Origin of the sequence: Bacillus sp. ME78 (genome assembly GCF_903970865.1) — a bacterium.
GTDB classification, from domain to species: domain Bacteria; phylum Bacillota; class Bacilli; order Bacillales; family Bacillaceae_G; genus Bacillus_A; species Bacillus_A cereus.
This window is the reverse complement of the sequence record NZ_CAJCKK010000001.1, coordinates 253,335-279,399: the sequence shown is the minus strand read 5'-3', so window position 1 is coordinate 279,399 and position 26,065 is coordinate 253,335. Positions and strand designations below refer to the sequence as shown.

Here is a 26,065-nt window from a genome sequence, read left to right as displayed (position 1 = left end):
TTACCAAATCGGTAATCCTTTTTATATTTCTCGACTATCTATTCGCTTTCTTTCTTCTAAATAACATAAGTAATCCCGCTCCAACAAACGCAAGACCAGCTCCAATTGTAGAAGCAATACTTGCACCTGTTTTCGGTAAATCACGTTCATCTTTTTCAGCTTCTTTATTTTCACTTACAGTTGTTGTTGTTTCTTTTGTATTTTGATCATCTGTTGTAGTTTGTCCAGATCCGGTATTATTTCCATCTTGCTTTGGTTCATTACCATTATTACCTTCTTCTGTTGGTGGTGTTGGGTTTTCTCCATTACCTGTTGGCGGTGTCGTCGGGTTCTCTCCATCACCTTTCGGTGGTGTCGTTGGGTTTTCTCCATCACCTTTTGGTGGTATTGTTGGGTTTCCTCCACCATCGTTCTTCTTCGTTATATCAATTGCATATTTAGCAAATTCATTTTCAGATGGTCCAACATATGATATGTTCCCATCTTTCTTTATATACTTTTGTGCATTTGGTGAAGAATCAAATGTTGTATTTAATTTATCTGCAACAATCGGTTTAAACGTCCAATTTTGATCAGCTACTGGATCAATATCTTTTATTTTTTGCATATACTTCACAATGATTTGACGTGTTTCATCTTGTGATTGGTATACAACTTCCCCTTTACTTACACCCGGGAACGTTTGACTACTTCCACGATAGTTATTTGTAGCGACGATAAACTCTTGATCATCAGCTACTGGCTTACCTTCATATGTCATATTTACAATACGATTCGTATTTGCATTTACAACTTTTCCATCTTTATCGTATTTCGCCGGTTGTGTTACATCAATTTCATATTTTAAACCATCTATAATATCAAAGTTATATGTAGGATAGCCTATATTTACTAACGGCTGTTCTTCTGTTTTCTTTGGATCAATTTTATTAAACTGACCTGCAGACATTTCAAGCCATTCTTTCACTTGTGCCCCATTTACTTTTACAGCATATAACGTATTTGGATATACGTATAAATCTGCAACGTTTTTAATCGCTAACGTTCCAGCTGGAATATCCGTATAATATGTTGCACCGTTTCGGCCACCTGCTTTAAATGGTGCACCTGCAGATAAAACCGGAATATCTTTAATCTTTTCGTATTCTGGTTTTTTAAGTTCTTGTTCTACATACCATTTTTGCGCATTTGTCACAATTTGTACAGAAGGATCATCTTGTACTAATGAAAAATAACTATTAATTGGTGCTTTCGTTGTACCTACAGGTGTATTTACATATTCGATTGTCTTTTCATGTTCATCTTTAATTTCATTAACTAATTTTTGATCCGACTGTACTAACGGATTACCTTTACTATCAGCAATCTTACGAAGTGCTGGCTTAGGTTGATCCTTTTTTTGTACTTCCCATTTTCCGTTTACCTTTTTCAATTGCATATCAATAATACCTAAGTTACTGCCAAAAACGCCAGGCATTACAACTGGAACACCATTAAATATATCCTGCACTTCAGTATGTGAATGTCCCATTAATACTGCATCTACGTCAGGAACCTCTGTTAAATAATACGACGCGTTTTCCATACCAACGTTGTATCCACTTTTATCAACACCGGAATGAGCTAGTGCAACGATAACATCTGCACCTTCTGCTTTCATTTTTGGTACCATTTTCTTCGCTGTTTCAACTATATCTTTCGCTTTAACTTGTCCTTCTAAATTCGCTTTATCCCAATTCATAATTTGTGGTGGAACAAATCCCATTACACCAATTTTCACTATTTGTTTTTGGCCTGCTTCATCCACTACTTCTTTCTCTAAAATATGATATGGTTTATCAAAGTAATGCTTGTCATTCTCATCATTACCATCATGGTCATCTATATAGACATTCGAGTTAATAACCGGGAAATCCGTTTTTTTAATCACTTTTTTTAAATACTCTAAACCGTAGTTAAATTCATGATTCCCAAGAGAGATGACGTCATACTTCATTAAATTCATTACACGATATAATGGATGTGTATAACTAGGATCCACAGGATTCTTCGGATCTTTTATTTTATTTGCTACATAATCTCCAAGTGGTGTCCCTTGTAATGCATCCCCATCATCAAATAGGACAGAGTTCTTCACTTCTTCACGTGCTTTATTAACGAGTGTTGCCGTTTGTACGAGACCTACTTTATTATCTGTTTTCGTTTGATAATAATCGTAATTCATTAAGTTAACGTGAATATCTGATGTTTCCAGAATTCGTAAGTTAACTGTACTCTCCCCAGTGTTCTCATCTGCATGAGCTGTTGCTGGCATTACTTGCGGTGCTATAACACCAATCGCAAGAGTTGCTCCAGCTAGCATTTTTTTTGACTTTTTCACAAAAAATCCCCCTTATACAATTACCAGAAATAATGAAATGAATCCCTATCTGTCTCTAACCACATACCTTTTTTCTTCTATTAGAGACACAATTTTCATTTCACCCTGCGCTAACGAGTAGTCCCCTTAAACGCTCGATTGATGAAGACTAACAATTAATAGGAAATAAAGCTCCCACTAATTAAAATTTCACCTTATCTGACATTATCATATATAAAGTTCTTTCCTATCGTCAATATTTTTTGACAAACTTCAACAAATTTTCTGTAAAGTTATTATAAACTTTTCATAAACATATAATATGCCCTTACATTGCTAATACTGCTGAATATGATACAATTACCAATTACAAGGAGGATGAATTTATGAAAAAAGTCATCTTAACAATTGTTTGTCTCCTCCTTCTGATTATTTCTTATTCTTATTTTGAAAAGAACGACGAGACAAAACAAAATGAACCCGAAGAAAAAACAGAAAAAACATCTACTCCAAGTTGGATTGATAAGCAAACAAACGATTCATTTTATCATCTCGTACTAGGTGATTCGCTCGCCAAAGGATATGGATCAACACAAGGTGGATTTGCTGAATTAGCCTCTAAACAAATAGAAGCACAAATTCATAAACCAATTACTGTAGAAAACCTTGGGATAAACGGTCTTACAACAGATCGTCTCGCTAAAAAAGTTCAATCAGAAGATGTAAAGCAAAAAATTAGAGCAGCAAATATCATTACCATTAATATTGGAGGAAATAATTTATTTCGCTTAAATCGTGATGTCGGTGTTATAGACGGTATTAAAATGTTAAATAAAGAAAAAGCTCATTTTGAAGCGGATGTAAAAAATATTGTAAATACAGTCCGAGATCAAAATCCGGATGCTTTACTCATTCTTTCTGAACTCTATAACCCGTTACAACTCGATGACTCCATCGCAAGTTATGCAGATATGTTTTTAGACGGCTGGAATGAATCCGTTTATTCCATTGCAAAAGTGAATCAACCATCTATCGTTTTGCCAATTCGTAAATTAATATCGAATGATAAAAAAGATTTGCTCTTTGACCAAGTACACCCAAATGATAAAGGCTATACGATTATTGCCGATTCATTTACAAAAAAAGTGTTGGCCTACAAATATTAAAATTCCCATGAAACAATTCTATTTTTATAACATGTCTTTTTTGTTACAATGATAGTGGAAGGGGGCCTTTATATGGAATCACGCGAGTGGGAACGTATTGTTGATCATCTTCTTTCGCTAGTGCCTCTTTTTTATCGCAAATTTATGCTTCCTGGAGAATTTTCTTCTCAAAGACATATGCCGCCATCACATACACAAGTATTACTGCTTTTGCATGAAAACGGCACATTAGCAGTTTCCGAAATCGGCAAGCGGCTAGCGATTTCACGGCCTAACATGACACCTCTATTAAACAAACTTATTCAAGAAGAACTAATAGAGCGTCATTATAGCGAAAAAGATCGACGGGTCATTTTAATTTCTCTAACAGCTGAAGGGAAATTATTAGTAAATCAGTATCAGCAATTCATTTTAGACAAACTAAAAGAAAATTTCCAAACATTATCTGAGGAAGAGCGCGAAAAGCTCATTCATTCTCTTCAAACCATTCAAAATTTAATTTTGAAAACAAACGTATAAAGCTGCTTCTAAATAGAAGCAGCTTTATGATTCGTAATAATTACCATAGTACACATTGGAATATGGCCATGTTGTTAAATATGGTTTTTTTTCCTGTGTAGGCTGTTGTTGTGGTAATTGTGGTATTTGCTGTAATTGTTGTTGCCGATATAATTCGTATTGTCTACTCGTATTATAAACCGGATAATAATTTACATATGGATATACTTGAGGTACGTAATAATAATACATTATCCTCTCCTCCTTTTTCTTAAACATATTCAAAGGAGAAAATGAATGTGACATTGTTTATAATTGTACAAGTGGTTCTCTCACTCGTTTCTTCCTTTTCTTCAAGCGTAACTTACGGTTCTTTTCGTATAAATAATACACAACGAAATATGAAATGAGACCAAACACCACTCCTAAAATCGTCATTCCAATTAATACATACACTTCACTTTGTAATAAGCTCTTTAATATCGTAAAAATGTGACTTGAAAACAAGTCCGATATCGTAAATGGTTCATGATGAATTTTCTGTACATGAAATGGATAAATCATTTTTCCTAGCGCATACGCAAGCGGAAATAAAAATACTGGGAGAAACGATATTTTCCCAATAATATTGCCAATAACTGCCGCAGGAAAAGATCCCTTTGCTAACCTGACGATTGGATAAAATATTACATATACGAGCGATGCCGTATAAATGACTAACATTTCTAAGCCGAATCCTATAGCAAACCCTAACGATACTTTCTTTGCGCCTTCTGGCGATCGAAGCAACTTATAATATTGAAACTTTAATATTCTCCACATCCGCTGAAAAAACGAATATGTTTTCTTAGTTGTTTTCACCCTCATCATCTCTTTAACTATATTTTTATATGTAGTATGTCCTTACACACTCTGAAAAACAAATTTAGTTTTCTCTTTTATTATAAATGATATCGAAATGGTTAACTAAATATACATATGACATTTCACTATAAAAAAATACGTGTATCAACTTATTTCTACGCTGAAACCAAAAAAGCACTTGTTGCCTTTAATCGACAATCAAGTACTTTCAGTTCATATTGTTTTTAATTTGCACTAGATTTTATCTTAACCTTAAAACTTGTATATCTTGACAATTAATATCCATTTTCTTTTCTGTTCACTTCAAATATATTTTGCTCTGGCTGTATTAGTATTTATGTTTTTATAGCTGTACAGTAACAGACACTTAAAAAACATGATTGCATAAACTACCCCTTTAAAGCTAATATCTCTTCTCTATTATAGTCAATCATTACTAAAAAGTACTCGTCAAAATTCTCAAATCTATCTATTTCTTCACCCGCAAACCAAATTATTTCTCCTGGTCTAGAAGAATTAGGTAAACATAAAACAAATAAATCCCTATCAAATTCCGAAACTGCTATTGGTAATAGCTCCTGCCTTAAAACACCGCTTTCTTCTAAAACAACATCATCTATAGCTTCTAATAGTACCTGAGCATAATCCATTATAGCTGATTCCTTTAATTGCTCCGTACCAAATAAATCCACCGTTTGATAAAAAACTGCCCATCCATTGGCATATTGAAGAAATTCTCTATACATTAAATCAAGTTTATATCCCAATTCTTGTTCAATAATGCGAATAGATTTTTCATTTGCTCCCACCTCCGGAAAATGGTGTGGCCATATTTTTTCTACATCTTGTTTCATTAGCTCCTGCTTCACTAAAATCATTGTAGCTATCTTATCTTTCCAATTATTCATCGTCTACTCCTCCTCTACAAACTTAAATTTTGTAGGTTTATAACCAATTGAATATTTATTAGCCTGTCTACCTATGCTCATATTAACTTTTGGGTAAAGGTCTAACCAACTATGAGGATCCGGTTTCCCCATCCAAGTTGTATCAGGAACATGACCAACATATCCTTTGTATGTTTCTCCATTATCAGCAGCTCGCTTACCTTCTAGTCTTGCCGCACGTAAGTCTTCTTGTCTTAATTTACCTTTAGTTGATACCTTTCCTGTTGGCGATAAAGCACTAGCTTCAACCGTACCCTATGTTTTAACCTTAAAATAAAAAGCACTTGTTGTCTTTAATCGACACCCAGTGCTTTAAGTTCATCTGTTTTTAAATAGTATAGATTTTCAAGTTTTGTAGTAACAGTTTGACAGCCTTTATATGTCATGACAACTACTACGTTAAAACTTACGATTTTGTATGAGTTCATTAGTTTTATATCCATTCCATGTGTTTATATTCATCATCCAGTAAAATGTCATCTCGCCTAAGCTCGTACTTCGTTTTTCTATTCTATCATTGCACAAAGTACTCCATGATGGTACAACCATCATGGAGTATGTACTTTTTATTAGCTTATTCTTTCCACTCCAATAATAAATTCTTTTCTGTTACTTGGCCTTATGTACTTATATATCCTTTCAACTTTAAACATTAGATGCTCTTAATTACCTCATTAACAGATTCACTAAACATATCTGGGTCTTCATTTTTTATATCAATCAATAATTCTTTAATACTAATCGTAATTGATGGATCAAATCCCGAAAGTACTTTTCCATATGCTAATCTTACTTGAGGATGATTAAGAATTCTATAATGTAAAATTTCTACCCATTCTTGAGCTGAGCTAATCATCTTTGGAAAAGCTTTAGCAATACATACAAGTCCTTCTTCTATGTTATTTTTATATAAGCTCTCTATTCCATAAATCAAATCAAACATAACATCAAATTGCTCAGTCTCATCATCCAGAACTAAACATAAATCTGTAATAACAGAGACGTCGTTATACGCTATTACTTCCATTAATGACTCATTAAAATCTCGTATCTCATTCTCCCTTTCTAATAAACGATTATCGTATAATCTTTTTAAATGACTCTTTATATCCAAAGATAATCGTCCTTTCCATGTTTTATTTATCAAATAAATGTGGATAAAGCTCTTTGTTTCTTTTTATAACTCCTCGTAAACCTTCTCTTATCTCAGCAGTATATAAACCATCTTTTATATACATTCTTCGAGCATCCAAACTAGTATGAGCTAAAGTTTAAATACTCCTTTGATTTTATCTTGATAGACCATATACATTTCACGATATCTCCACCAGTTTCTTCATTTTAAAATGTTTCTTTTATCGTAATTCATTTATTTTCTTGCATAACTTAATCCTCTCGAACTAAATAGTTTTTATTCTTATCTTCCCAGTATCTATACTTATAGAGTACTTGTTCATCAAATCGCTGTAAATAACCTTTCCACTTATCCGGAATCAATATATTCTTCAAAAGATATTGATTCCGGATAAGTGGAATAAAAAATTAAACGATCAAAATCTATGAAGAAACATTGATTATAATCATAATAGGCTTCTTCTCTATTAGTTCTTAGTTCCCTTAAAAATTCTAACCTAATATCTTCTGTAAATCTTTCATATTTTTCTATTCTTTCTAAAAAATTAGCTATTGTAGTCTCATTTAAAATACGAATGCCTTTTCTTTCTTCTCGATATTCACTAGGAGCGTACCCAGCTTGATCATAATCTAAATACCATAAATCCGGTTCAGTTATATACCAACTATCGACTAATGGGGGGAGGTAATAAATACATATTTCCCAATGCATTGTCGTCATATTTGAATATTAATTTAAGATCATAAGTTTTTATGTGAAACTTTTTAGATTACTAAAAAACCTTGAAAGACATATAGCCAATCAAGGTTTCAATAGAATTTTACCCAATTCCATAGTATAGATTATTGATTCTTTTATTTTCTTAAAATATATACTTATATGCATAAAGTTTTATGCTAGTAGATATATAGCTGTACTAATCACTAAAATACCTTCTTAAAAATCTACTTTTTCTCCCGAATCAGTATAAACAAAATACTTTTTATTATTTTCATTTAGTAAAGTAATATCTGTGCCAATTGGCATATTAAAAATATTTATTACCGCTGGTTCTATTTCAATAATAGTTCCCCAATCACAAACTGACATATTTGATGCATCAGCAAGATATTCATCTGTATCTATTTCTGACAAAAATCTCCATCCATTATCGATAGCATTAACTGGTTGTTCTTTAATACACCATTTCACATTCCCTTTATTTTGTAAAATATTCTTAGATACAACGCTACCACCTAATCCACTACTCTTTTTCAAACAATCATCTCCAAAACTTTTTTCATATCATCTGTTCCACGTTCTTCAATTAAATCCCTTAATGAATATCCATATTTATTTTCATCATTAATATTCGGTCGTTTTCCCAAACATTTTACTATTAAATCATTTCCCTCCTTTGTTCTTTTTTTTAATACTTCTTGACATAAAGACCATATTGCAGAATTACCAAATTTTTTATCTTTTAAATTCAAATCTACCCCCATATCAACCAGCCTACAAGCTACTTCAACCGCACCTGGACAATTAATATTTGCTGCTAAATAGTGAAACTCATTACAGTCATCATTAGAAATTATATTAACCTTTGCACCATTATCCAATAGAAAGTTTGCTATATCAAACTTTCTACTAATTAATGATTTTTCAAGTAAACTAATACCATTTTTATCAATTGAATCTACAATCTCTTCAATACAGTTTCCCTCAATTTTTAGCTTCTCTAAAAATAATTTAAGATTCCCGAATTTTATAATAGTCCCATAATCAGCTTTATTAATATCCATTTATACTATCACCCTCTCATTCATACTTATGACTTCGGTTAGTACTTGGCAATTCCGGTCGATAGTTTTCAGGGTTTCTATACCACTTTAAGAACTCTTCTTTTGTAATAATCTCGTTCATATACAATTCATGCATATCAGAATATTTCTCTCCTGGTATATGCCCCATATCCCATTGACCACTTCTTGTTTTAGATTTATCCCAAATTATTTCTACACCTGATGGATCATAAACTTTCCCATCGATAGAATCTTTCGCATTTTCCCACACTTCTTCAACCTGACCTTTTCCATAACTAGGCCTGCTTTTACTATATGGTTTTTTAGTAACGATACTATCCTCTGTAGCTTTTACAGTATCCTTAACTCCATTGACTTTCTCCACAGGTACTTTTTTAGCTTTATTCACAGCCTCAGCAGCCTTAGCAGTCATTTTAACTCCTTTACCTACTTTAGCTATCTTTCCAAAGGGTGTAAGCCCTGCTACTGCCATTCCTCCAGCAAATACTCTATCCAAAGTAGATAGTTTTTCGCCAGTAGATGGATCAATCCCATCCCAAGCACGACGAATATCATACTCACCACTTATTTCACCTACTATATCCCTAGCAAGTTTTTCACCATCAAAATCCTCTTTTTCTGACGATAGTGGTCCACACATCGCTCCTTGTTCCATTGTAACATCTTGATTATCTGTATTGCGGAATTTTTCAGCAATTCTTTTCAAATCTTCCTCTACTTTTACAAGTGAATGAATAGATGCAAAAGCTTTTGGTCTCGCATCATTGAACAGTTGAATGAACTGTTGATTAGAGGCACCAATCCATTGAAAACACAACTGATCTATTTCATTACATAAATTATTATGTATAGATTCTAATGCGATTCGGGTATTACTTGCACGATTCGCAACTTCTTCTAGCATTTCAGGTGTTACTTTAATTTGAACCATTTTTTTCCTCCCTCTCCCCATTAAAATTATGAGACAAAAAGAAAAAAATGTAAATATAGAAATTTCAGAATATCTAAAAATCTTCATGTTACATAAAACCTACTTAACGGCAAACGAAGCCTATGTGTATGTGAAGTAAAGGGCCTTCCTGGTAAACTAGGCACAAATGGTTATACAAAAAATTTAGTAGCTGTTTCTCTAATAGATATCCTCCCTCTATCCATATAATTACGTACATTCAGTATATACTCAAAGTAATATCTTTTTACCGTATTTACTTTCTCTTCTAAAAAGAATTTAACCATAAAAAACACCCCAGTTTTTATTCGTATCTAGCAACTGGGGTGTACATCCTTTAGGAAAGCTCTTCTATATTTTTAAATAAACTCACTAATAATGCTTTTTGAGCATGCAATCGATTACCAGCTTGCTCAAAGACGATAGACTGTGGTCCATCTATAATTTCTCCTGTTACTTCTTCTTCACGATGGGCAGGTAAACAGTGTAAGAAACGATATGTTTGCTTCGCATGCTTAACAAGTTCGTTATTGATTTGGTAAGGTTGAAATAAAGAATATTTCTCTTCTTCGCCCTCTTGCCCCATGCTCATCCAAACGTCAGTATAAATGAAATCTGCTTCATTCACCGCTAATTCAGGATTATGCAAAACTTCAATTTCAGCTCCTGTTTCCTTGGCAATCGCTAACGCTTTTTTTACAATCTCTTCATTCGGTTCATATCCTACAGGCGTTGCAACAGTCATATGCATTCCGACTTTTGCACTCGCTAGCAACAATGAATGACATACATTATTTCCGTCACCTACGTAAGCTAATTTTATTCCTTTAAATGTATTTGTTTCTTCATATATCGTCATGAGGTCTGCCAATGCTTGACAAGGATGATGATCATCCGTTAAACCGTTAATAACAGGAATACTCGATTCTTTTGCAAGCTCTTCTACATCCGCGTGTGAGAATGTACGTATCATGATCCCGTCAATATACTGCGATAATACTTTCGCAGTATCTGAAACGGTTTCTCCTCTTCCCATTTGCATCTCTTTCCCACTTAAAAACATACCATGTCCCCCGAGTTGTACCATTCCCGCTTCAAAAGATACACGAGTACGAGTTGAATGCTTATCAAAAATAAGCCCTAATATTTTGCCTTGTAATAAAGGCTCTTGCTTATTCTTTTTTAAATATATAGCGAACTCAATTAAAGAAATAATTTCTTCTTTCGTTAATTCTTCTAGTGTTAAAAGATCTTTCGTATTTAATTTCGGTACTTGTACAGTTGACATGAAACTTCCCCCTTATATGATTGATACGTTTTTTGTACAAACTACTTTTTTTATTATATATACTGCCTGTTCTAACTCTTCATTCGTGACAATGAGTGGCGGTAATAGTCTTATAACATTAGGGCCTGCTTGTAATACGAGAAGTCCTTCGTTTTCTAGTTGTTCTATAAAACTTGCAACTTCATGCTTACACTCAATCCCAATCATAAGCCCCTTACCACGTATATTTTGAATACATTCGACATGCTGTAATTCCTCTTGCAACTTCTCTAATACGTACTCGCCTTTTTCTTGTACTTCTTTTAAAAACGATGGTTTTTTACTCACTTGCAATACTTCTTTCGCTGCAGCCATCGCGATGTAATTCCCGCCAAAAGTTGAACCGTGTGATCCTGCAGTAAACGACGTTCCGAGCTCTTTCCCGCCAATCATCGCTCCGACAGGAATCCCATTCCCAAGTGCCTTTGCAACGGTAACGATATCAGGCTCTATTCCCACTTGTTCATAAGCGAATAGTGTTCCAGTTCTTCCTATCCCCGTTTGTACTTCGTCTATAATAAATAAGGAACCGAACTTATTACATAATTTTTCAATCTCTTTCAAAAAAGATAGATCAGCAGGTATTACTCCTCCCTCTCCTTGAACAACTTCTACCATTACCGCCGCAACTTCTTCATTCATTACTTCCTCTAATGCTTTAATATCGTTAAAAGGGATATGTAAAAAAGATGGAAGTAATGGACCAAATCCTTCTTTCACCTTATCTTGGCCCGTTGCACTCATCGTTCCAAATGTTCTACCGTGAAAAGACTGCTGGCATGTTACGACGAGAGATTTTCCAGTATGCTTACGTGCTAACTTTAAAGCCGCTTCATTTGCCTCTGCCCCACTATTACAGAAAAACACATAATCTAATGCTCTATTTTCTGTTAATAATGACGCAACTTCTTCTTGTAAGCTGTTTGTAAACAGGTTAGATATATGCCATATATCATCAAGTTGCTCTTGTACACCTTTGAGAACAGTAGGGTGACAATGTCCTAAATTACATACGCCAATTCCTGATGTAAAATCTAAATATTGCTTACCTTTATTATCAATAACTTTCGTTCCAGTTCCCTTTACAAACTCAATAGTTCTTCTGCCATACGTTTGAAAAAGATGACTCGTCATGCAATACTCACACCTTTCGTTACCGTCGTTCCAATACACTCTCCCGTAACCTCAGTAAAATCTTTTGTACCATTCACAATACTTATCTTTTGCACTCCCATTTTTAATGATGCTAGTGCCGCCTGTACTTTCGGAATCATCCCACCTGTAATAACACCTGTTTCTATAAAAGTTGCAATTTCAGATTCATCCGTTTCCTTTACCAAATTCCCTTCATGTAATATTCCATCTACATCCGTAATAAAAATAAGCTCTTTTGCCCCTAACGCGGCCGCAATCCCAGCTGCAGCATTGTCCGCATTTATGTTATAAATTTCATTACCATTTACCCCGATTGGAGCAATAACAGGAATATACCCCATATTTATTAATCCTTTTAATAAGGCTGTTTCTACATAACTTACTTCTCCCACATATCCTATCTCCTCGCTGACAGGTTGAACTTGAAGTAAATTACCGTCACACCCCGAACAACCTACAGCAAGTAAATTATGCTTTTGTAAATTCATTACGAGTTTTTTATTCGTACTTCCGCATAGCACCATTTGAACAACATCCATAACTTCTTTTGGTGTTACGCGTAATCCATCTCTTTTTTCTACGTTGATGTTACAATCTTTTAATTTGGCATCAATTTCTGGCCCACCACCATGAACAATCACTACTTTATACTTCTGTTGCAATTTCTTTATACAATCAAAAAACACAGCATTTAATTGATTCAACATACTACCGCCGCATTTCACTACAATATAATCGCTCATCTTCTCTCTCCTTATGTACGATAACAAGCATTTATTTTCACATATTCATAGCTTAAGTCACAGCCCCAAGCTGATCCTGTCTCTTCACCTAAGTGTAAGTACACATTAATGACTATTTCATCTTCTTGTAATCTCTCTTTCATTTCTTCTTCAGAAAATATTTGAGGCTCACTATTTTTTAATACCGATATAGATTGAAGAGTAATGTCAATTGTGTTCGGATTAATAGCTACTTCACTTTGTCCAATACTGCTAATAATTCGCCCCCAGTTTGGGTCTTCACCATGTATTGCTGTTTTCACAAGACTCGAACCGACTATTTGCTTTGCAATTTTTTTTGCCTCTTCATTCGTTTGAGCTCCTAGCACATTTACTTCTATTAACTTCTTAGCTCCTTCACCATCTTGCGCAATTTTTTTCGCTAAATCTTCACATACCTTCTGTAAAGCACATACGAAAGTTTCCCAATCTGTATGTTCCATATTTATCGGTCTTGTTTCTGATAATCCACTTGCCATAACGATGACCATATCATTCGTAGAAGTATCTCCATCTACCGTAATTTGATTAAATGTATGATTCGTAATTTGGGATAACACTGTTTGCAATACGTCATGCTCTATATGAGCATCTGTCGTAATAAAACTAAGCATCGTTGCCATATTCGGATGAATCATCCCTGAACCTTTTGCAACACCCGCAATCGCCACTTTCTTCCCATCAATAATCATTTCATAGCAAGTTTCTTTCGTTATAAGATCCGTCGTTAAAATTGCTTCAGAAAAACAATATGCTTCACTTTCTTCCTTCGTTGGTATAAGAGTTGCAACTCCCTTTCGGATTATATCCATCGGCAGTGGAACACCAATTACACCTGTTGAAGCTACTGCAACGTAATTTTCTTTCATCCCAAAATGTTCCGCCCCTAATGCGCGCATCTCGTATGCGTCTTGTAATCCTTTCATTCCAGTACAAGCATTTGCATTTCCACTATTAACGATAATTGCTTGTAACTTCCCTTCTGCCGTTATACTATCCTTCGTTACTTGCAAAGGAGCTGCTTGTATTTGATTCGTTGTATACACAGCGGCACATGATGCAGGTACATCACAAACGATGGCACCTAAATCCTTTTTCTCCTTTTTTAAACCATTTGCAGTACCAATTGCAGAAAAGCCTTTCGGCGTTACAATTGAACCATTTTCTAATTTTGTAATAGACGCTACTTTAATCATCATGTCCCCCTTATAGATAAAGCGGCATATGTTGTAAACCTGTTGTCTCTTCTAGTCCCGCTATTATGTTTGCATTTTGAATCGCTTGCCCAGCCGCGCCTTTCATCATATTGTCTATAACAGAAACGACCGTAACTCTTTCAGCTCTTTCATCGTAAGCTATGCCAATATCACAATAATTTGAGCCTCTCACTTCTTTTGGACTTGGAAATTTCCCTTGCGTACAAATTCGGATGAAAGGCGATTGTTCATACGTTTCTTCATACAATTTTTGAATTTGCTTTATTTCCATCTTTTGTTTTACTTTTGCATAAAGTGTAATCATGATTCCTCGTGATATCGGTATTAAATGTGTGCTAAATGTAATTGGCTGTGATTCACTATTCCATTCTGTAAGCATTTGCTCAATCTCTGGAACGTGCTGATGCTCATTCACTTTATAAATGTGCAAGTTATCATATAGCTCAGGAAAATGAGTCATTGTTGTTGGTGTTTTACCTGCTCCTGATACCCCTGATTTCGCATCAATAATAATCGAATCTTCTTCAATCATGCCGCTACGTACTAACGGCGCTATCGCTAGCAATGTGGCTGTAGCAAAACATCCTGGGTTTGCAATTAAATTTGCCTTTTGAATCCCAGTCCTTTTCCATTCACTTAACCCATACACTGCTTTTCTAAGAATTTCTTCTTTCGCTGCTGGCCTTTTATACCACAGTTCATATGACGAAGGATCTATCATACGAAAGTCTCCAGATAGGTCAATTACTTTTAAACCTTCTGCTAATAACTTGGGAGTTAACTCCGCCGATACTCCTGCTGGGGTTGCTAGAAATACGATTTCTGCTTCTTTTCCTATCGTCTCCACATCAATTTCTTGTAACGTATGAAAAAGGACATTTCGAAGATGCGGATATACATTTGTTATACACTCACCAACTTGTGAAAAAGAATGGAGAGATGCTATCGAAAAATATGGATGTTGTTCTAATAAACGAATTAACTCAATGCCCCCATATCCAGTGGCTCCAATAATTGCGACTTTCATAAGTTCCTCCTCATATCGATTCTTTAAATTAAGTATGATTATAATATTGTATATTTATAGAGTCAATTAAATATTTATAAATTTTTAAATCTAAAAAAACTTAATTTTATTAGAAAAATAATATACTCAACCGAATTTTTATACAAAAATAGTGCATAGTAGTTTTTTTATTTCACTTCAAGTACAATAAAACAATACATACGTACATACAGGCGGGGAAAAATATGAACGAAAAATTAATTGAGAAAATGATTATAAAAAGTTTTCAACAATATCAATGCAGTCCAATATCAAAAGAAGATCAGGAAATGCTAGTGAAACATATTCAAACGGTGACTCATTCAAATATTGAAATTGATTTATACGAGGAAATTGAGGATATTGTTTATGATTATGTAACTGGAAAACAATAAAAAATAGGAGATTTCCATATGGAAATCTCCTATTTTTTACTTAATGATTTACCTGCTACACGTTCAAATAAACCTGGGAATAAAGCATAAAGTTTCGGGCCAATTCCCATCCACTTCGGTAAGTTTACTTCACGTTTTTTCGTGTGCATCGACTTTACGATTTGTTCTGCTACGTATGTTGGTTTTAACATGTAACGTCCCATATTCTTTACATATGTACCAGATTGATCCGCTATTTCAAAAAAGTTTGTATCTATCGGACCTGGATTAATTGCTGTAACATAAATATCTGTATTGGCTAATTCCATGCGTAAACTATTCGTAAATCCTAATACGGCATGTTTCGTTGCTGCATAAGCACTCGATTTCGGAGTTGCAATTTTTCCAGCAAGTGAAGCAATATTAATAATATGTCCTTCATTCTTGTTTACCATATAAGGTAGTACCGCTTTCGTACATGCTACTAATCCAAATACATTTACTTGGAACATATCTTTTACTTCACCCATTGACGCATCTTCAAACGTTTTAAAAATACCAAATCCCGCATTGTTTACTAATATATCAATACGTCCCACTTCTTGTAATACCTTTGAAAAAACAGACTGTACTTCCATCTCATCACTTACATCTAATACATAATAATAGCAAGGCGTATTATAAGTTTCTTTAATTTTGTCTACTAACGCTTGTAGTTTCTCTTCTGTTCGAGCCATTAATACTGGAGTCGCTCCCTGTGCTGCAACTTGCATTGCAACTTGCTCACCAATCCCACTAGAAGCACCTGTAATGACGATTACTTTATTTTGTAAACGTACTGTCATTGCTGTCACCTACTTTGCATAATAAATCAATTGTTGCGATGACTCATCAATCATCACTTGTTGATTATATGCTAAATAGTCCAATTGTCCAACCGTTTCTGAAATAGTAAGTGGTAATTGTTCTTTATATAATACCGGAAATAGTTTTACACATACTTCAAATGCTGTCATTGGTTTTTCCTTTAATAACTCAAGTACTTTAAAAGCACGTGTTTCTTGCTTTTGTAATCTCGTTTCAATAAGTTGTTTCACATTTAGAACATCTTCCCCATGCCCTGATAAAATGCGTGAAATATTCATTTCGCTTAAACGCTGTAATGTTTGATTATATTGTAGTAATGGGCGTGCCCGTTCTGTTTGCCCTTCATATGGTGGTTCTAGTATTGGATTCGAAGAAATATGACTAATGAGAGCATCTCCACCAATTAATATTCCATCAGATTCTCTATATAAAGAAATATGAGTAGAAGCATGACCTGGTGTTTCAAGCACTGTAAATCCAGGCAAAGAATTAATACGATCTCCTTCTCTCACAGTATGCGTTAACGATCTATTACAAGAATATTTAAGTGTCCTCGTCGTCAATAACGACTCGTCTTTCAAAAATGCTACTGGCACACCAAACTGTAAGGCCGTCTCTCTAAAAAATTCATGATACCGCTTTAAAAACTCTGGATTTTGTGTGATCCAAGGCTCATTCCAAGGATGTCCAATAATATTCGTCTTCTCAGAAAATATATTTAAAAGTCCACAATGATCTGCATGATGATGCGTAATGACTACTGTTTCAATATCTTCTATCGTATGTCCTAATGCACCTAATTGACTTTCTAACGCATTTCTTGCCTCTTCTGTATTCGTCCCTGTATCAATTAATGTTAATGTCTCCCCCTCAACTAAAAACACATTCACAGTTTCCACTGCAAATGGTACAGGAATCTCCATTCGGTGAATCGCCGTCATGCTTAGCCCCCCTGTCTCTTTCCGGTTCAAAAATGAATACTTCTTCAGTTTACAACTTCTATATATATTTGTCATTATTTTCAGATAAAAAGAGGTGTTTCCTATAAAAAAACGAATGTATGTACATTTATAAGAATTTCTAACCAAAATTAAAGGAGGAACATCATGTCTATTCAAAACATTTCCTTTCTCGGTGCAGGCTCTATTGCTGAAGCTATTATTGGTGGCTTGTTACATGCAAATGTTGTTAAATGTGAACAAATTACTGTAAGTAATCGTTCTAACGAGACAAGATTACAAGAGCTACATAAAAAATACGGTGTCAAAGGTACTCATAATAAAAAAGAATTACTTACTGATGCAAATATTCTTTTTCTAGCAATGAAACCAAAGGATGTTGCAGAGGCGCTTATCCCTTTTAAAGAATACATAAATAATAACGTGCTTATTATTTCATTACTAGCAGGTGTTTCTACTCACTCAATTAGAAAACTACTTCAAAAAGACGTTCCAATTATTCGTGCAATGCCAAATACATCCGCAGCCATTTTAAAATCAGCTACCGCTATCTCCCCTTCGAAACATGCAACAGCGGAACATATTCGCACTGCAACATCTTTATTTGAAACGATTGGTCTCGTCTCTGTTGTAGAGGAAGAAGATATGCATGCTGTCACTGCATTATCCGGAAGTGGACCTGCTTATATTTATTACGTAGTGGAAGCTATGGAAGAAGCTGCAAAAAAAATTGGTTTAAAAGAAGATGTTGCAAAATCACTTATTCTTCAAACGATGATTGGTGCTGCTGAAATGCTAAAAGCAAGTGACAAACACCCTTCTATTTTGCGAAAGGAAATTACTTCTCCTGGCGGAACTACCGAAGCAGGTATTGAAGTATTACAAGAACATAAATTTCAACAAGCACTTATTTCTTGTATTACACAGGCAACGGAACGATCACATAATCTTGGAAAAACATTAGAACAACTAACAAAAGAAAAATAAAAAAAGGAGCTCAAGTTTATTTGAGCTCCTTTTTCTATAATTACACTTAGTTATTGTTCTTCCCAAAAATCTCTTCTTGCAGGCGACGACCAGTCGGCGTTGCTGCAAGTCCACCTTCCGCTGTTTCACGAAGTGCTACTGGCATCGTTTGTCCGATTCTAAACATTGCCTCAATTACTTCATCACATGGAATTGTACTCGTTACACCAGCTAATGCTAAATCTGCTGAAATCATCGCATTTGCAGCTCCTGCTGCATTACGTTTTACACAAGGTACTTCTACAAGTCCTGCAACAGGATCACACACTAAACCAAGCATGTTCTTTAATGAAATTGCCATCGCTGTAGCTGCTTGATCTTGTGTTCCACCAGCCATCTCAACTGCAGCTGCAGCCGCCATTCCACTTGCTGAACCAACTTCAGCTTGGCATCCTCCTGCAGCACCAGAAATACAAGCGTTATTCGCAACAACCATACCGAAAGCTCCTGCTGTAAATAAGAATTCAATCATTTCTTCACGTGTAGGCTGCAATTTTTCTCTTAGCGCAAATAGTACACCTGGCACTGTTCCAGCAGACCCTGCTGTTGGTGTTGCACAAATAATTCCCATCGCTGCGTTTACTTCATTTGTTGCAACAGCTTTGCTTACTGCATCCAAAATCGTATCTCCAGATAAGCCTTTTCCACTCTTCATATACGCTTGAACTTTTACAGCATCTCCACCAGTTAAACCAGTTGGTGATTTCACGCCGCGAATACCACGTTCTACTGCTTGTTCCATCACGACTAAGTTCTTTTCCATACCAGCAATTACTTCTTCACGTGAAATACTTCTTGTTTCCATTTCACATTGAATCATAATTTCTGCGATTTTTACATTTTGTTCTTTAGCTTGCGCCACTAGTTCCGCTGCGTTCCGAAACATGGTGTGTCCCCCCTGCAATTAATCCATAATAGTTACTTGACAAATATTTTGTTGCGCTTTTATTTCTTCAATCACTTCATCTGCTAATAATTCATCTGTTTCAATAACCATAAGCGCTCTTCTTCCTTTTTCTTTACGAGAAACACTCATTGTACTAATGTTAATCTCGTTTGTAGCAAGGATTGAAGCTACTGCTGCAATAGCACCAAAGCGATCGTTATTTACAATAAGTAGTGCTGGACTTGTGCCTGATAATTGAAGATCGAATCCGTTTAATTCTACAACTTCAATTTTACCGCCACCAATTGAGCAAGCAACAACTTCAATTTCTTCTTCACCTTTATACAAACGAATTTTCGCTGTATTTGGGTGAGGTGCATTGGCATCTTCTTCAATGAATTCCACTTCAATTCCGCGCTCTTTTGCTATTTCTAGCGCCTCTGGAATACGTAAGTCATCTGTTTCAAATCCTAATATTCCACCGATTAGTGCTACATCCGTACCATGCCCTCGATACGTCTTTGCAAATGATCCATATAACGAAATGCTTACTCTTTCTGGTTCATGACGAAACAGCTGGCGAGCAACTTGCCCCATTCTTGCCGCGCCTGCTGTATGTGAACTTGATGGTCCAATCATAACTGGACCGATAATATCAAATACTGAGCGATACTTCATCATAACTCCCCCTAAACCTCTATGCAAAAATTTATTCTACTATTCTATTAACCTGCTACATCTGTCGCTTTTCCAGTTGTACCACGAATTTGTTCTGCTGTATGAATTGGATAATTTTTAAATAAAAGTAATCCAATATAACCTGAAATAATACCAGTTATAATAATACATAAGAATCTTAGCATTATTTTCATTAAAAAATGATATAAGATAATCCACAATAAAGTCTGGTAGCAATCCAAAGTTTAACACAGAAGCCATTGCAAGGATAGCATAAACAAGCGATATCTTTCCTATTATAATTCTCATGTTACTCTCTCATGGTTTAGTCAACTTCACTTGTTACGATAATAACTAAAAAGCATGTGACTTATCATAAATTATAATCTGCCCTCATTATAGCTTGTTTTTTATAAAACGCTTACTTTTGTTGAATTTTAAAAGTTCTGAATAAAAGTCCATTCCTGCTATTTGTATCACTTGTATGTCATCTGACTTATATAACAGTTTTTCTAAATAATCATTATTTCGTATTTTTATCGTATATATTCAAACCATTCTAATTTTCTGTATCATCCAAGTATAAGTATAAAATAATAACAGTTTTATTTTTAAATTTTTTTAGACATAAAAAAATGGTAACCCACCGTTACCATTTTTTACAAAATTATTATTTTTCTACTGGGAATGATTTCAAATCTGTCGCTATTTCTGTATTAGAAAACAACTCTCTTGCCTCTTTCAATAATTCCTTATATGTATCTCCTTGATAGCGAGAACTAATGTGAGTTAAGATTAATCGCTTCGCATTTGCCTGAAGTGCAATGCTCGCAGCTTGCTTAGATGTGGAATGAAAATAATCATGCGCTTGTTGCTCATCTTCTGCTGCGAAAGTCGCTTCATGGACAAGTACATCTGCATCTTGCGCAAGCTCCCTACTCGCTTCGCAATATCGCGTATCACCTAAGATAGTAATAATTCTTCCTTTTTGAGGTGGGCCGATAAACTCATTTCCATTTAATATCGTGCCATCCTCTAATTCAACTACTTCTCCATCCTTTAAACGTTTAAAGATTGGACCTGGTTTCACACCCATCTCAAGCAACTTATCAACTAAAAGAGCACCTTGTATATCTTTCTCTACAATACGATATCCAAAACATTCTATACCGTGTGACAATCTTTTCGTTTCTACATAAAATTCATTATCTTCAAATACGGTACCTTCTTCTGTTATCTCCACAACTTCAAGTGGATATTTCACATGTGTCGTACTTACCGATAATGCCACTTCAATAAATTGTTTAATTCCTTTCGGTCCATACACCGTTAAAGGCGTAGTTCCTCCTTGAAATGAACGGCTACCTAATAAACCAGGCAATCCAAAAATATGATCGCCATGTAAATGCGTAATAAATATTTTTTCAATGCGGCGCGGACGTACAGATGTATGTAATATTTGATGTTGCGTGGCCTCGCCACAATCAAATAACCAAGTTTGTCCTCGTTCTTCTAACAATTGTAAAGCAATTGCTGAAACGTTCCTTCCTTTTGAAGGAACACCTGCACCAGTTCCTAAAAATACAAATTCCACTTTCTTTCCTCCAGCTCTAAATATACTCTATCTCTCATCTTACGGAATGTTATTTCAAATGGCAAATTGAATTTACATAACCAATCATCTAGACAACTATATAACACGAACATTATACTTAAAAAATTTAGCAAACGTTCGTGTTTTGTGTTAAAATGATTATACTACATTTTAAGGGAGCGTTTTATTATGAAAGAAGTATTTCGTTTACAAACTGATTTTTCATCTTCATTTGATCGCTGGGTAAGTTCTTTCGTGTCTGATCACCCAGCACAATTAGAATGGACAACTTTAAAGGAATTAATCCATGAATATACAACATCACATACAAATGATACGTTACCAGCATATATTTCTTCAGCTTTAACATATTACGCCCAACGCGTTTCAACTACAAACAGTTCAGAGATTGTTATTTTTGAAAACCCTACAATCTCGTAATCTATAATAAAAAAGCACTGGTTACAGTGCTTTTTTATTTATACTTATTTAGCAAATGATTATATTCCGTCCAAAAGTCTGTATACATACTTTGATCAAACTCATCTAAAATTATCTTTTCACTTGATTTATTGAATAATTCTTTTGCTTGTAGCGCAAAAGAAACAATTTGTTTTCTATATTCATTTTCATTTACTTCTATATGAAGCCCTTCATAGTATATAGCCTTTTGATCAGTAGAAATAACTTTGATAAAATCCTTTAAAACCACATTTTCACCTATATGGTTTATAGTCCAATGAATTGAAATTGGGCATCCTAACATGAGCATAGTGCCACATCCGTGCAAAATAAGCCCCTCTTCATTTTCAATATCACAAATATATTCTTTATCTAAAGTTCGTAACAGAGCTAAAGCTGATTCACTTATTCCCCATTCCTCATCCATACCTGTTTGTGTAATAATCGTTCCATCCACATTTAAATAAATTTCCCCGTGAGAACATAAATCTTCCTGCTCATTAAACAACCACTTTTGATTCTCAATATTTATAATAAAATTTTGTGGTACCATTACAAATTCCCCTTTTATAAAAATACTTATTTTCCACATTATTTATAATTAATATCATGCATTTCATCCCATATATCTATTATAAATCCATTTAATATTTTAAAAACACAGATAAAAAAGATATTGACACTACGATTTTACAGTGCTAACATTCAACATGTAATTGAATATGGTCTCTGTTAGGTGAGGCTCCTGTATAGAGAAACGCTGCTGCCCAAAAATGTCGAGAGACGCCAATGGGTCAACAGGAAAGGTCGGAATGAAGGCCTTTTTTAACGTAGCTGGTTTCAGTACCTATGCTATACAGTGCTAAAACTCAACGAGGGAGAGGTGCATGTATTTTGTCATACACAAAAACTGTTTTTATTTATGTCTACTAGCAGTCTTTGTTGTGGACTCTTTTAACTGCGAATTCAGACCTTTACTCGTTTTGAGTAAAGGTCTTTTTACGTCTATATGCACCTTACTATGAAACAAACATAGCATATTCAGAAACTACTAAATTGTACGGAGGTGAGGAACAGTTGGCAATTGATGATTCGGCCCAGATACCCATACGTTTTACATTCATATTTCATCATGTAGGTAGGAAAGAAACTGTTCCTCACCATTTCAAATAGTTAGGTAACAGATTGTTTCCTCCTTCATGACAGAGGAGGAACTACCGATGTTTAATTTACAAAGACAAGAAACAAAGCATGCTTATGAGCAAGATAGCATGAAAACAAATAACGAATTATTAGTGGAGGTTGCAACACAAGATGTAATCTCTGCGTTAAAACTTCTAGAAACAACACAAGATGGATTATCTAAACAAGAAGTGGCTCGTAGACTTTCTTTATACGGTCCGAACGAAATAGCTCATAATAAAATGGCGCCGTGGTACATTCAATTTCTGCTGGCATTTAAAAATCCATTTATTTTCGTTTTATTAGCTCTTGGAGCACTCTCCTTTTTCACAGATGACATACAAGGAACAATTGTCGTATCTGCAATGGTACTACTTAGTGCAACGATTCGGTTTTCCCAAGAATTTCGTTCTCAAAAAGCTGCCGATAAGTTAAAGGCTATGGTTCGAACAACTGCGAGCGTATTTAGAATAAATGGATTTGTACATGAAACAAAAAATGTAACGAATTTAAATCGAAATTACACAACAGAAATTCCAATTGAAGAACTTGTACCTGGCGATATTATTTCCCTTTCAGCAGGTGATATCGTTCCAGCTGATGTGCGTGTTGTATCCGCTAAAGATTTATTTGTTAATCAATCTTCTTTGACAGGGGAAGCACTTCCTATAGAAAAATACGAACACTGCTACCATACAGAAAATAAGCATATCTTACCGAAAAACATGAAAAAAAATTACAATCCACTCGATATGGAAAACCTTTGCTTCATGGGAACAAATATTGTAAGTGGTAGCGCAAAAGCTGTTGTCATCTCAACAAGTACCGATACGTATTTCGGCTCTTTAACAAATAAGGTGATCGGAAAGCGTGTAGAAACAAGCTTTGATAAAGGTGTAAACAAAGTAAGCTGGCTCTTAATTACATTCATGCTTATTATGGCGCCTATCGTCCTTCTCATTAACGGATTGACAAAGGGAGATTGGCAAGAAGCTTTCTTCTTCGCTATTGCCGTTGCTGTTGGCCTTACACCTGAAATGTTACCAATGATTGTAACTGCTAATTTAGCTAAAGGTGCCGTTAACATGTCTAAACAAAAAGTAATTGTAAAACAGCTAAATTCTATTCAAAACTTAGGTGCTATGAACATTCTTTGTACAGATAAAACCGGAACTTTAACAGAAGATAAAGTTGTCCTTGTTCGTCACTTAGATTCTAATGGAAATAAATGCAATCGTGTCTTGCAATTTGCCTATTTAAATAGTTTCTATCAAACTGGATTGAAAAACTTAATAGATAAAGCTGTTATTAAGCATACAGAGGAAAACAATACATTTGACCCATCAGCTTTTCAAAAGCTAGATGAAATTCTATTCGATTTCGCCCGCCGGCGTATGTCAGTCATCGTAAAAGATATTTCAGGTGAACATACAATGGTTTGTAAAGGTGCCGTAGAAGAAATTTTATCAATTTGCAACTACACTGAAGTGGATAAAAAAATCGTTACACTCACTGAGGAAATACGCTCAAATGTCAAAAAACTAAGCGAGACATTGAATAGTGAAGGTATGCGGGTTATTGCTGTGGCTTATAAAAAAGATAGAAACATAAATGATAAAGAGTACGCAGTAAAAGACGAAACTGATATGATTCTCGCTGGATATATCGGCTTTTTAGATCCACCGAAACCATCTGCAGCAGCTGCAATTCAAGCATTACAAAAGCATGGTGTACAAGTAAAAATTTTAACTGGCGATAACGAAATTGTTACACGAAAAGTTTGTAAAGAAGTTGGATTAGATATCGGCGAACCAATCCTCGGTTACGAGATTGATTCTTTACCAGATAAAGCATTAGCAAAACTTGCTGAAGAAACGACTGTATTTGCGAAGCTTAATCCAATGCAAAAATCTCGCATTATACACGCATTACAAGGAAACGGACACACTGTAGGTTACATGGGAGATGGCATTAACGATGCTGTAGCATTACGTGAAGCTGATGTCGGAATATCTGTTGATACTGCTACTGATATTGCGAAAGAAGCTTCTGATATTATTCTACTCGAAAAAAGTTTAACTATATTAGAAGCCGGGATTGTAGAAGGACGTACTACATTCGGAAATATTTTAAAATATATTAAGATGACAGCTAGCTCTAACTTCGGTAATGTGTTTAGCGTGTTAGTAGCAAGTGCTTTCATTCCTTTTTTACCGATGCTTGCCATTCATCTTTTAATTCAAAACTTACTTTATGATATTTCACAACTTTCTATTCCATGGGACAAAATGGATAAAGAGTTTCTAGAAAAACCCCGAAAATGGGATACTGCAAACTTACGAAACTTCATTATTTGTATCGGCCCAATTAGTTCCATATTTGATATTATCACATACGTAGTCATGTGGAATGTATTTGGCGCAAATACACCGAGCGAGCAATCATTATTCCAGTCCGGTTGGTTTGTGGTTGGATTGTTAACACAAACTTTAATTGTTCACATGATACGAACACAGAAGATTCCATTTATTCAAAGTGCTGCATCAACACCCGTCGTTTTATTAACCGCTCTTATTATGGCAATCGGGATTTATATTCCATTCTCACCACTTGGTGCAGCCGTTGGTTTACAAGCATTGCCACTTAGCTACTTCCCTTGGTTAGTAGGAATACTATTAGGCTACGCTTTTTTAACACAATTCCTGAAAAAGCTTTATATTAAAAAGTTTCATAGCTGGTTGTAAAAATAAGAATGAGTGGGTATTCCCCGCTCATTCTAAAAGACATA

At 34.8% G+C, this 26,065-nt stretch carries 27 protein-coding genes, 1 pseudogene and 1 riboswitch; of the genes and pseudogenes, 6 read left to right on the top strand and 22 right to left on the bottom strand.

Annotated features, from left to right (window positions below):
* Nucleotides 1-34: 34 nt before the first annotated feature.
* Nucleotides 35-2,380, bottom strand: coding sequence for a bifunctional 2',3'-cyclic-nucleotide 2'-phosphodiesterase/3'-nucleotidase (gene cpdB / locus H6481_RS01550; protein WP_182810955.1), 2,346 nt, complete (start codon nt 2,378-2,380; stop codon nt 35-37).
* Between the two features lie 365 nt (nt 2,381-2,745).
* Between cpdB and H6481_RS01545 the strand changes: the two genes are divergently transcribed.
* Nucleotides 2,746-3,525, top strand: coding sequence for a GDSL-type esterase/lipase family protein (locus H6481_RS01545; RefSeq protein ID WP_182810953.1), 780 nt, complete (start codon nt 2,746-2,748; stop codon nt 3,523-3,525).
* A 72-nt stretch (nt 3,526-3,597) separates the two neighbouring features.
* Nucleotides 3,598-4,044, top strand: coding sequence for a MarR family transcriptional regulator (locus H6481_RS01540; RefSeq protein ID WP_000445819.1), 447 nt, complete (start codon nt 3,598-3,600; stop codon nt 4,042-4,044).
* Nucleotides 4,045-4,068: 24 nt separating this feature from the next.
* Here the strand turns inward: H6481_RS01540 and H6481_RS01535 are convergent, their stop codons facing one another.
* From H6481_RS01535 to argC, 14 genes and pseudogenes are all read right to left on the bottom strand, one after another.
* Nucleotides 4,069-4,275, bottom strand: a complete 207-nt coding sequence (locus tag H6481_RS01535; protein WP_097960773.1) for a hypothetical protein — start codon at nt 4,273-4,275, stop codon at nt 4,069-4,071.
* Nucleotides 4,276-4,332: 57 nt separating this feature from the next.
* Nucleotides 4,333-4,893, bottom strand: coding sequence for a DUF2062 domain-containing protein (locus tag H6481_RS01530; RefSeq protein ID WP_003271548.1), 561 nt, complete (start codon nt 4,891-4,893; stop codon nt 4,333-4,335).
* Nucleotides 4,894-5,276: 383 nt separating this feature from the next.
* A complete protein-coding gene (locus tag H6481_RS01525) occupies nt 5,277-5,795 on the bottom strand; it encodes an SMI1/KNR4 family protein (protein ID WP_001067165.1) in 519 nt (172 codons plus the stop codon).
* Between the two features lie 332 nt (nt 5,796-6,127).
* On the bottom strand, nt 6,128-6,262 hold the full coding sequence (locus H6481_RS28745) for a hypothetical protein (protein WP_003271546.1): 135 nt from the start codon (nt 6,260-6,262) through the stop codon (nt 6,128-6,130).
* A gap of 224 nt (nt 6,263-6,486) precedes the next feature.
* Complete coding sequence (locus tag H6481_RS01520; protein ID WP_000351980.1) at nt 6,487-6,948, bottom strand: Imm30 family immunity protein; 462 nt, start codon at nt 6,946-6,948, stop codon at nt 6,487-6,489.
* A gap of 272 nt (nt 6,949-7,220) precedes the next feature.
* Nucleotides 7,221-7,680, bottom strand: a pseudogene (locus H6481_RS01515) (hypothetical protein).
* A 225-nt stretch (nt 7,681-7,905) separates the two neighbouring features.
* Complete coding sequence (locus H6481_RS01510) at nt 7,906-8,226, bottom strand: DUF2185 domain-containing protein (protein WP_182810951.1); 321 nt, start codon at nt 8,224-8,226, stop codon at nt 7,906-7,908.
* Nucleotides 8,223-8,753: an ankyrin repeat domain-containing protein gene (locus tag H6481_RS01505; protein ID WP_000353922.1), complete on the bottom strand. Its 531-nt coding sequence runs from the start codon at nt 8,751-8,753 to the stop codon at nt 8,223-8,225. Before H6481_RS01505 ends, H6481_RS01510 begins: the two co-directional genes overlap by 4 nt.
* Before the next feature lie 16 nt (nt 8,754-8,769).
* Nucleotides 8,770-9,705 (bottom strand): WXG100 family type VII secretion target, encoded by a 936-nt coding sequence (locus H6481_RS01500; protein WP_000249939.1) that lies wholly within the window; start codon nt 9,703-9,705, stop codon nt 8,770-8,772.
* A 355-nt stretch (nt 9,706-10,060) separates the two neighbouring features.
* On the bottom strand, nt 10,061-11,011 hold the full coding sequence (gene argF, locus H6481_RS01495; RefSeq protein WP_182810949.1) for an ornithine carbamoyltransferase: 951 nt from the start codon (nt 11,009-11,011) through the stop codon (nt 10,061-10,063).
* A gap of 12 nt (nt 11,012-11,023) precedes the next feature.
* Nucleotides 11,024-12,184: an acetylornithine transaminase gene (locus H6481_RS01490; protein WP_071729706.1), complete on the bottom strand. Its 1,161-nt coding sequence runs from the start codon at nt 12,182-12,184 to the stop codon at nt 11,024-11,026.
* Nucleotides 12,181-12,948: an acetylglutamate kinase gene (argB, locus tag H6481_RS01485; RefSeq protein ID WP_001286792.1), complete on the bottom strand. Its 768-nt coding sequence runs from the start codon at nt 12,946-12,948 to the stop codon at nt 12,181-12,183. The genes H6481_RS01490 and argB overlap by 4 nt, the downstream gene beginning before the upstream one ends.
* Nucleotides 12,949-12,959: 11 nt before the next feature.
* A complete protein-coding gene (gene argJ, locus H6481_RS01480; protein ID WP_050844495.1) occupies nt 12,960-14,183 on the bottom strand; it encodes a bifunctional glutamate N-acetyltransferase/amino-acid acetyltransferase ArgJ in 1,224 nt (407 codons plus the stop codon).
* A 10-nt stretch (nt 14,184-14,193) separates the two neighbouring features.
* Nucleotides 14,194-15,231 carry an N-acetyl-gamma-glutamyl-phosphate reductase gene (gene argC, locus H6481_RS01475; RefSeq protein ID WP_071729704.1) on the bottom strand — a complete coding sequence of 346 codons (1,038 nt, stop codon included), beginning with the start codon at nt 15,229-15,231 and terminating at the stop codon, nt 14,194-14,196.
* Nucleotides 15,232-15,455: 224 nt separating this feature from the next.
* On the opposite strand from argC, the gene H6481_RS01470 reads away from it, so the two are divergent.
* Nucleotides 15,456-15,644 (top strand): YqzH family protein, encoded by a 189-nt coding sequence (locus tag H6481_RS01470; protein ID WP_001003222.1) that lies wholly within the window; start codon nt 15,456-15,458, stop codon nt 15,642-15,644.
* A 29-nt stretch (nt 15,645-15,673) separates the two neighbouring features.
* On the opposite strand, the gene H6481_RS01465 is transcribed toward H6481_RS01470, so the two are convergent.
* A complete protein-coding gene (locus H6481_RS01465; RefSeq protein WP_071729702.1) occupies nt 15,674-16,468 on the bottom strand; it encodes an SDR family oxidoreductase in 795 nt (264 codons plus the stop codon).
* Nucleotides 16,469-16,477: 9 nt separating this feature from the next.
* Nucleotides 16,478-17,431, bottom strand: coding sequence for an MBL fold metallo-hydrolase (locus H6481_RS01460; protein WP_016080348.1), 954 nt, complete (start codon nt 17,429-17,431; stop codon nt 16,478-16,480).
* A 165-nt stretch (nt 17,432-17,596) separates the two neighbouring features.
* On the opposite strand from H6481_RS01460, the gene proI reads away from it, so the two are divergent.
* Nucleotides 17,597-18,436, top strand: a complete 840-nt coding sequence (proI, locus tag H6481_RS01455) for a pyrroline-5-carboxylate reductase ProI (RefSeq protein ID WP_000027242.1) — start codon at nt 17,597-17,599, stop codon at nt 18,434-18,436.
* A gap of 46 nt (nt 18,437-18,482) precedes the next feature.
* Here proI and sdaAA read toward each other — a convergent pair whose 3' ends face one another.
* From sdaAA to rnz, 4 genes are all read right to left on the bottom strand, one after another.
* Nucleotides 18,483-19,361 carry an L-serine ammonia-lyase, iron-sulfur-dependent, subunit alpha gene (sdaAA, locus tag H6481_RS01450; protein WP_000489461.1) on the bottom strand — a complete coding sequence of 293 codons (879 nt, stop codon included), beginning with the start codon at nt 19,359-19,361 and terminating at the stop codon, nt 18,483-18,485.
* Nucleotides 19,362-19,379: 18 nt separating this feature from the next.
* Nucleotides 19,380-20,039, bottom strand: coding sequence for an L-serine ammonia-lyase, iron-sulfur-dependent subunit beta (gene sdaAB, locus H6481_RS01445; protein WP_000877449.1), 660 nt, complete (start codon nt 20,037-20,039; stop codon nt 19,380-19,382).
* A gap of 47 nt (nt 20,040-20,086) precedes the next feature.
* Nucleotides 20,087-20,224 (bottom strand): hypothetical protein, encoded by a 138-nt coding sequence (locus H6481_RS01440; RefSeq protein ID WP_000943432.1) that lies wholly within the window; start codon nt 20,222-20,224, stop codon nt 20,087-20,089.
* Between the two features lie 485 nt (nt 20,225-20,709).
* A complete protein-coding gene (gene rnz, locus H6481_RS01430) occupies nt 20,710-21,633 on the bottom strand; it encodes a ribonuclease Z (RefSeq protein WP_000397454.1) in 924 nt (307 codons plus the stop codon).
* Between the two features lie 189 nt (nt 21,634-21,822).
* On the opposite strand from rnz, the gene H6481_RS01425 reads away from it, so the two are divergent.
* Nucleotides 21,823-22,074 (top strand): DUF3932 family protein, encoded by a 252-nt coding sequence (locus H6481_RS01425; RefSeq protein WP_000665709.1) that lies wholly within the window; start codon nt 21,823-21,825, stop codon nt 22,072-22,074.
* Between the two features lie 34 nt (nt 22,075-22,108).
* Here the strand turns inward: H6481_RS01425 and H6481_RS01420 are convergent, their stop codons facing one another.
* Nucleotides 22,109-22,648, bottom strand: coding sequence for a hypothetical protein (locus tag H6481_RS01420; protein WP_098852217.1), 540 nt, complete (start codon nt 22,646-22,648; stop codon nt 22,109-22,111).
* Nucleotides 22,649-22,816: 168 nt separating this feature from the next.
* A riboswitch (M-box (ykoK) riboswitch) is annotated at nt 22,817-22,984 on the top strand.
* Between the two features lie 331 nt (nt 22,985-23,315).
* Here H6481_RS01420 and mgtA point away from each other — a divergent pair.
* Nucleotides 23,316-26,021: a magnesium-translocating P-type ATPase gene (gene mgtA, locus H6481_RS01415; protein WP_182810947.1), complete on the top strand. Its 2,706-nt coding sequence runs from the start codon at nt 23,316-23,318 to the stop codon at nt 26,019-26,021.
* Nucleotides 26,022-26,065 lie beyond the last annotated feature (44 nt).

Coding starts and splice junctions, on each gene's coding strand:
- H6481_RS01465 (WP_071729702.1), bottom strand. CDS start 16,468: ATGACAGTACGTTTACAAAATAAAGTAATCGTCATTACAGGTGCTTCT.
- proI (WP_000027242.1), top strand. CDS start 17,597: ATGTCTATTCAAAACATTTCCTTTCTCGGTGCAGGCTCTATTGCTGAA.
- H6481_RS01540 (WP_000445819.1), top strand. CDS start 3,598: ATGGAATCACGCGAGTGGGAACGTATTGTTGATCATCTTCTTTCGCTA.
- argC (WP_071729704.1), bottom strand. CDS start 15,231: ATGAAAGTCGCAATTATTGGAGCCACTGGATATGGGGGCATTGAGTTA.
- H6481_RS01470 (WP_001003222.1), top strand. CDS start 15,456: ATGAACGAAAAATTAATTGAGAAAATGATTATAAAAAGTTTTCAACAA.
- argJ (WP_050844495.1), bottom strand. CDS start 14,183: ATGATTAAAGTAGCGTCTATTACAAAATTAGAAAATGGTTCAATTGTA.
- H6481_RS01505 (WP_000353922.1), bottom strand. CDS start 8,753: ATGGATATTAATAAAGCTGATTATGGGACTATTATAAAATTCGGGAAT.
- H6481_RS01545 (WP_182810953.1), top strand. CDS start 2,746: ATGAAAAAAGTCATCTTAACAATTGTTTGTCTCCTCCTTCTGATTATT.
- sdaAB (WP_000877449.1), bottom strand. CDS start 20,039: ATGAAGTATCGCTCAGTATTTGATATTATCGGTCCAGTTATGATTGGA.
- H6481_RS01525 (WP_001067165.1), bottom strand. CDS start 5,795: ATGAATAATTGGAAAGATAAGATAGCTACAATGATTTTAGTGAAGCAG.
- H6481_RS01500 (WP_000249939.1), bottom strand. CDS start 9,705: ATGGTTCAAATTAAAGTAACACCTGAAATGCTAGAAGAAGTTGCGAAT.
- H6481_RS01425 (WP_000665709.1), top strand. CDS start 21,823: ATGAAAGAAGTATTTCGTTTACAAACTGATTTTTCATCTTCATTTGAT.
- sdaAA (WP_000489461.1), bottom strand. CDS start 19,361: ATGTTTCGGAACGCAGCGGAACTAGTGGCGCAAGCTAAAGAACAAAAT.
- H6481_RS01440 (WP_000943432.1), bottom strand. CDS start 20,224: ATGCTAAGATTCTTATGTATTATTATAACTGGTATTATTTCAGGTTAT.
- H6481_RS01530 (WP_003271548.1), bottom strand. CDS start 4,893: ATGATGAGGGTGAAAACAACTAAGAAAACATATTCGTTTTTTCAGCGG.
- argF (WP_182810949.1), bottom strand. CDS start 11,011: ATGTCAACTGTACAAGTACCGAAATTAAATACGAAAGATCTTTTAACA.
- H6481_RS01535 (WP_097960773.1), bottom strand. CDS start 4,275: ATGTATTATTATTACGTACCTCAAGTATATCCATATGTAAATTATTAT.
- H6481_RS01420 (WP_098852217.1), bottom strand. CDS start 22,648: ATGGTACCACAAAATTTTATTATAAATATTGAGAATCAAAAGTGGTTG.
- H6481_RS01460 (WP_016080348.1), bottom strand. CDS start 17,431: ATGACGGCGATTCACCGAATGGAGATTCCTGTACCATTTGCAGTGGAA.
- argB (WP_001286792.1), bottom strand. CDS start 12,948: ATGAGCGATTATATTGTAGTGAAATGCGGCGGTAGTATGTTGAATCAA.
- H6481_RS28745 (WP_003271546.1), bottom strand. CDS start 6,262: ATGAACTCATACAAAATCGTAAGTTTTAACGTAGTAGTTGTCATGACA.
- mgtA (WP_182810947.1), top strand. CDS start 23,316: ATGTTTAATTTACAAAGACAAGAAACAAAGCATGCTTATGAGCAAGAT.
- H6481_RS01490 (WP_071729706.1), bottom strand. CDS start 12,184: ATGACGAGTCATCTTTTTCAAACGTATGGCAGAAGAACTATTGAGTTT.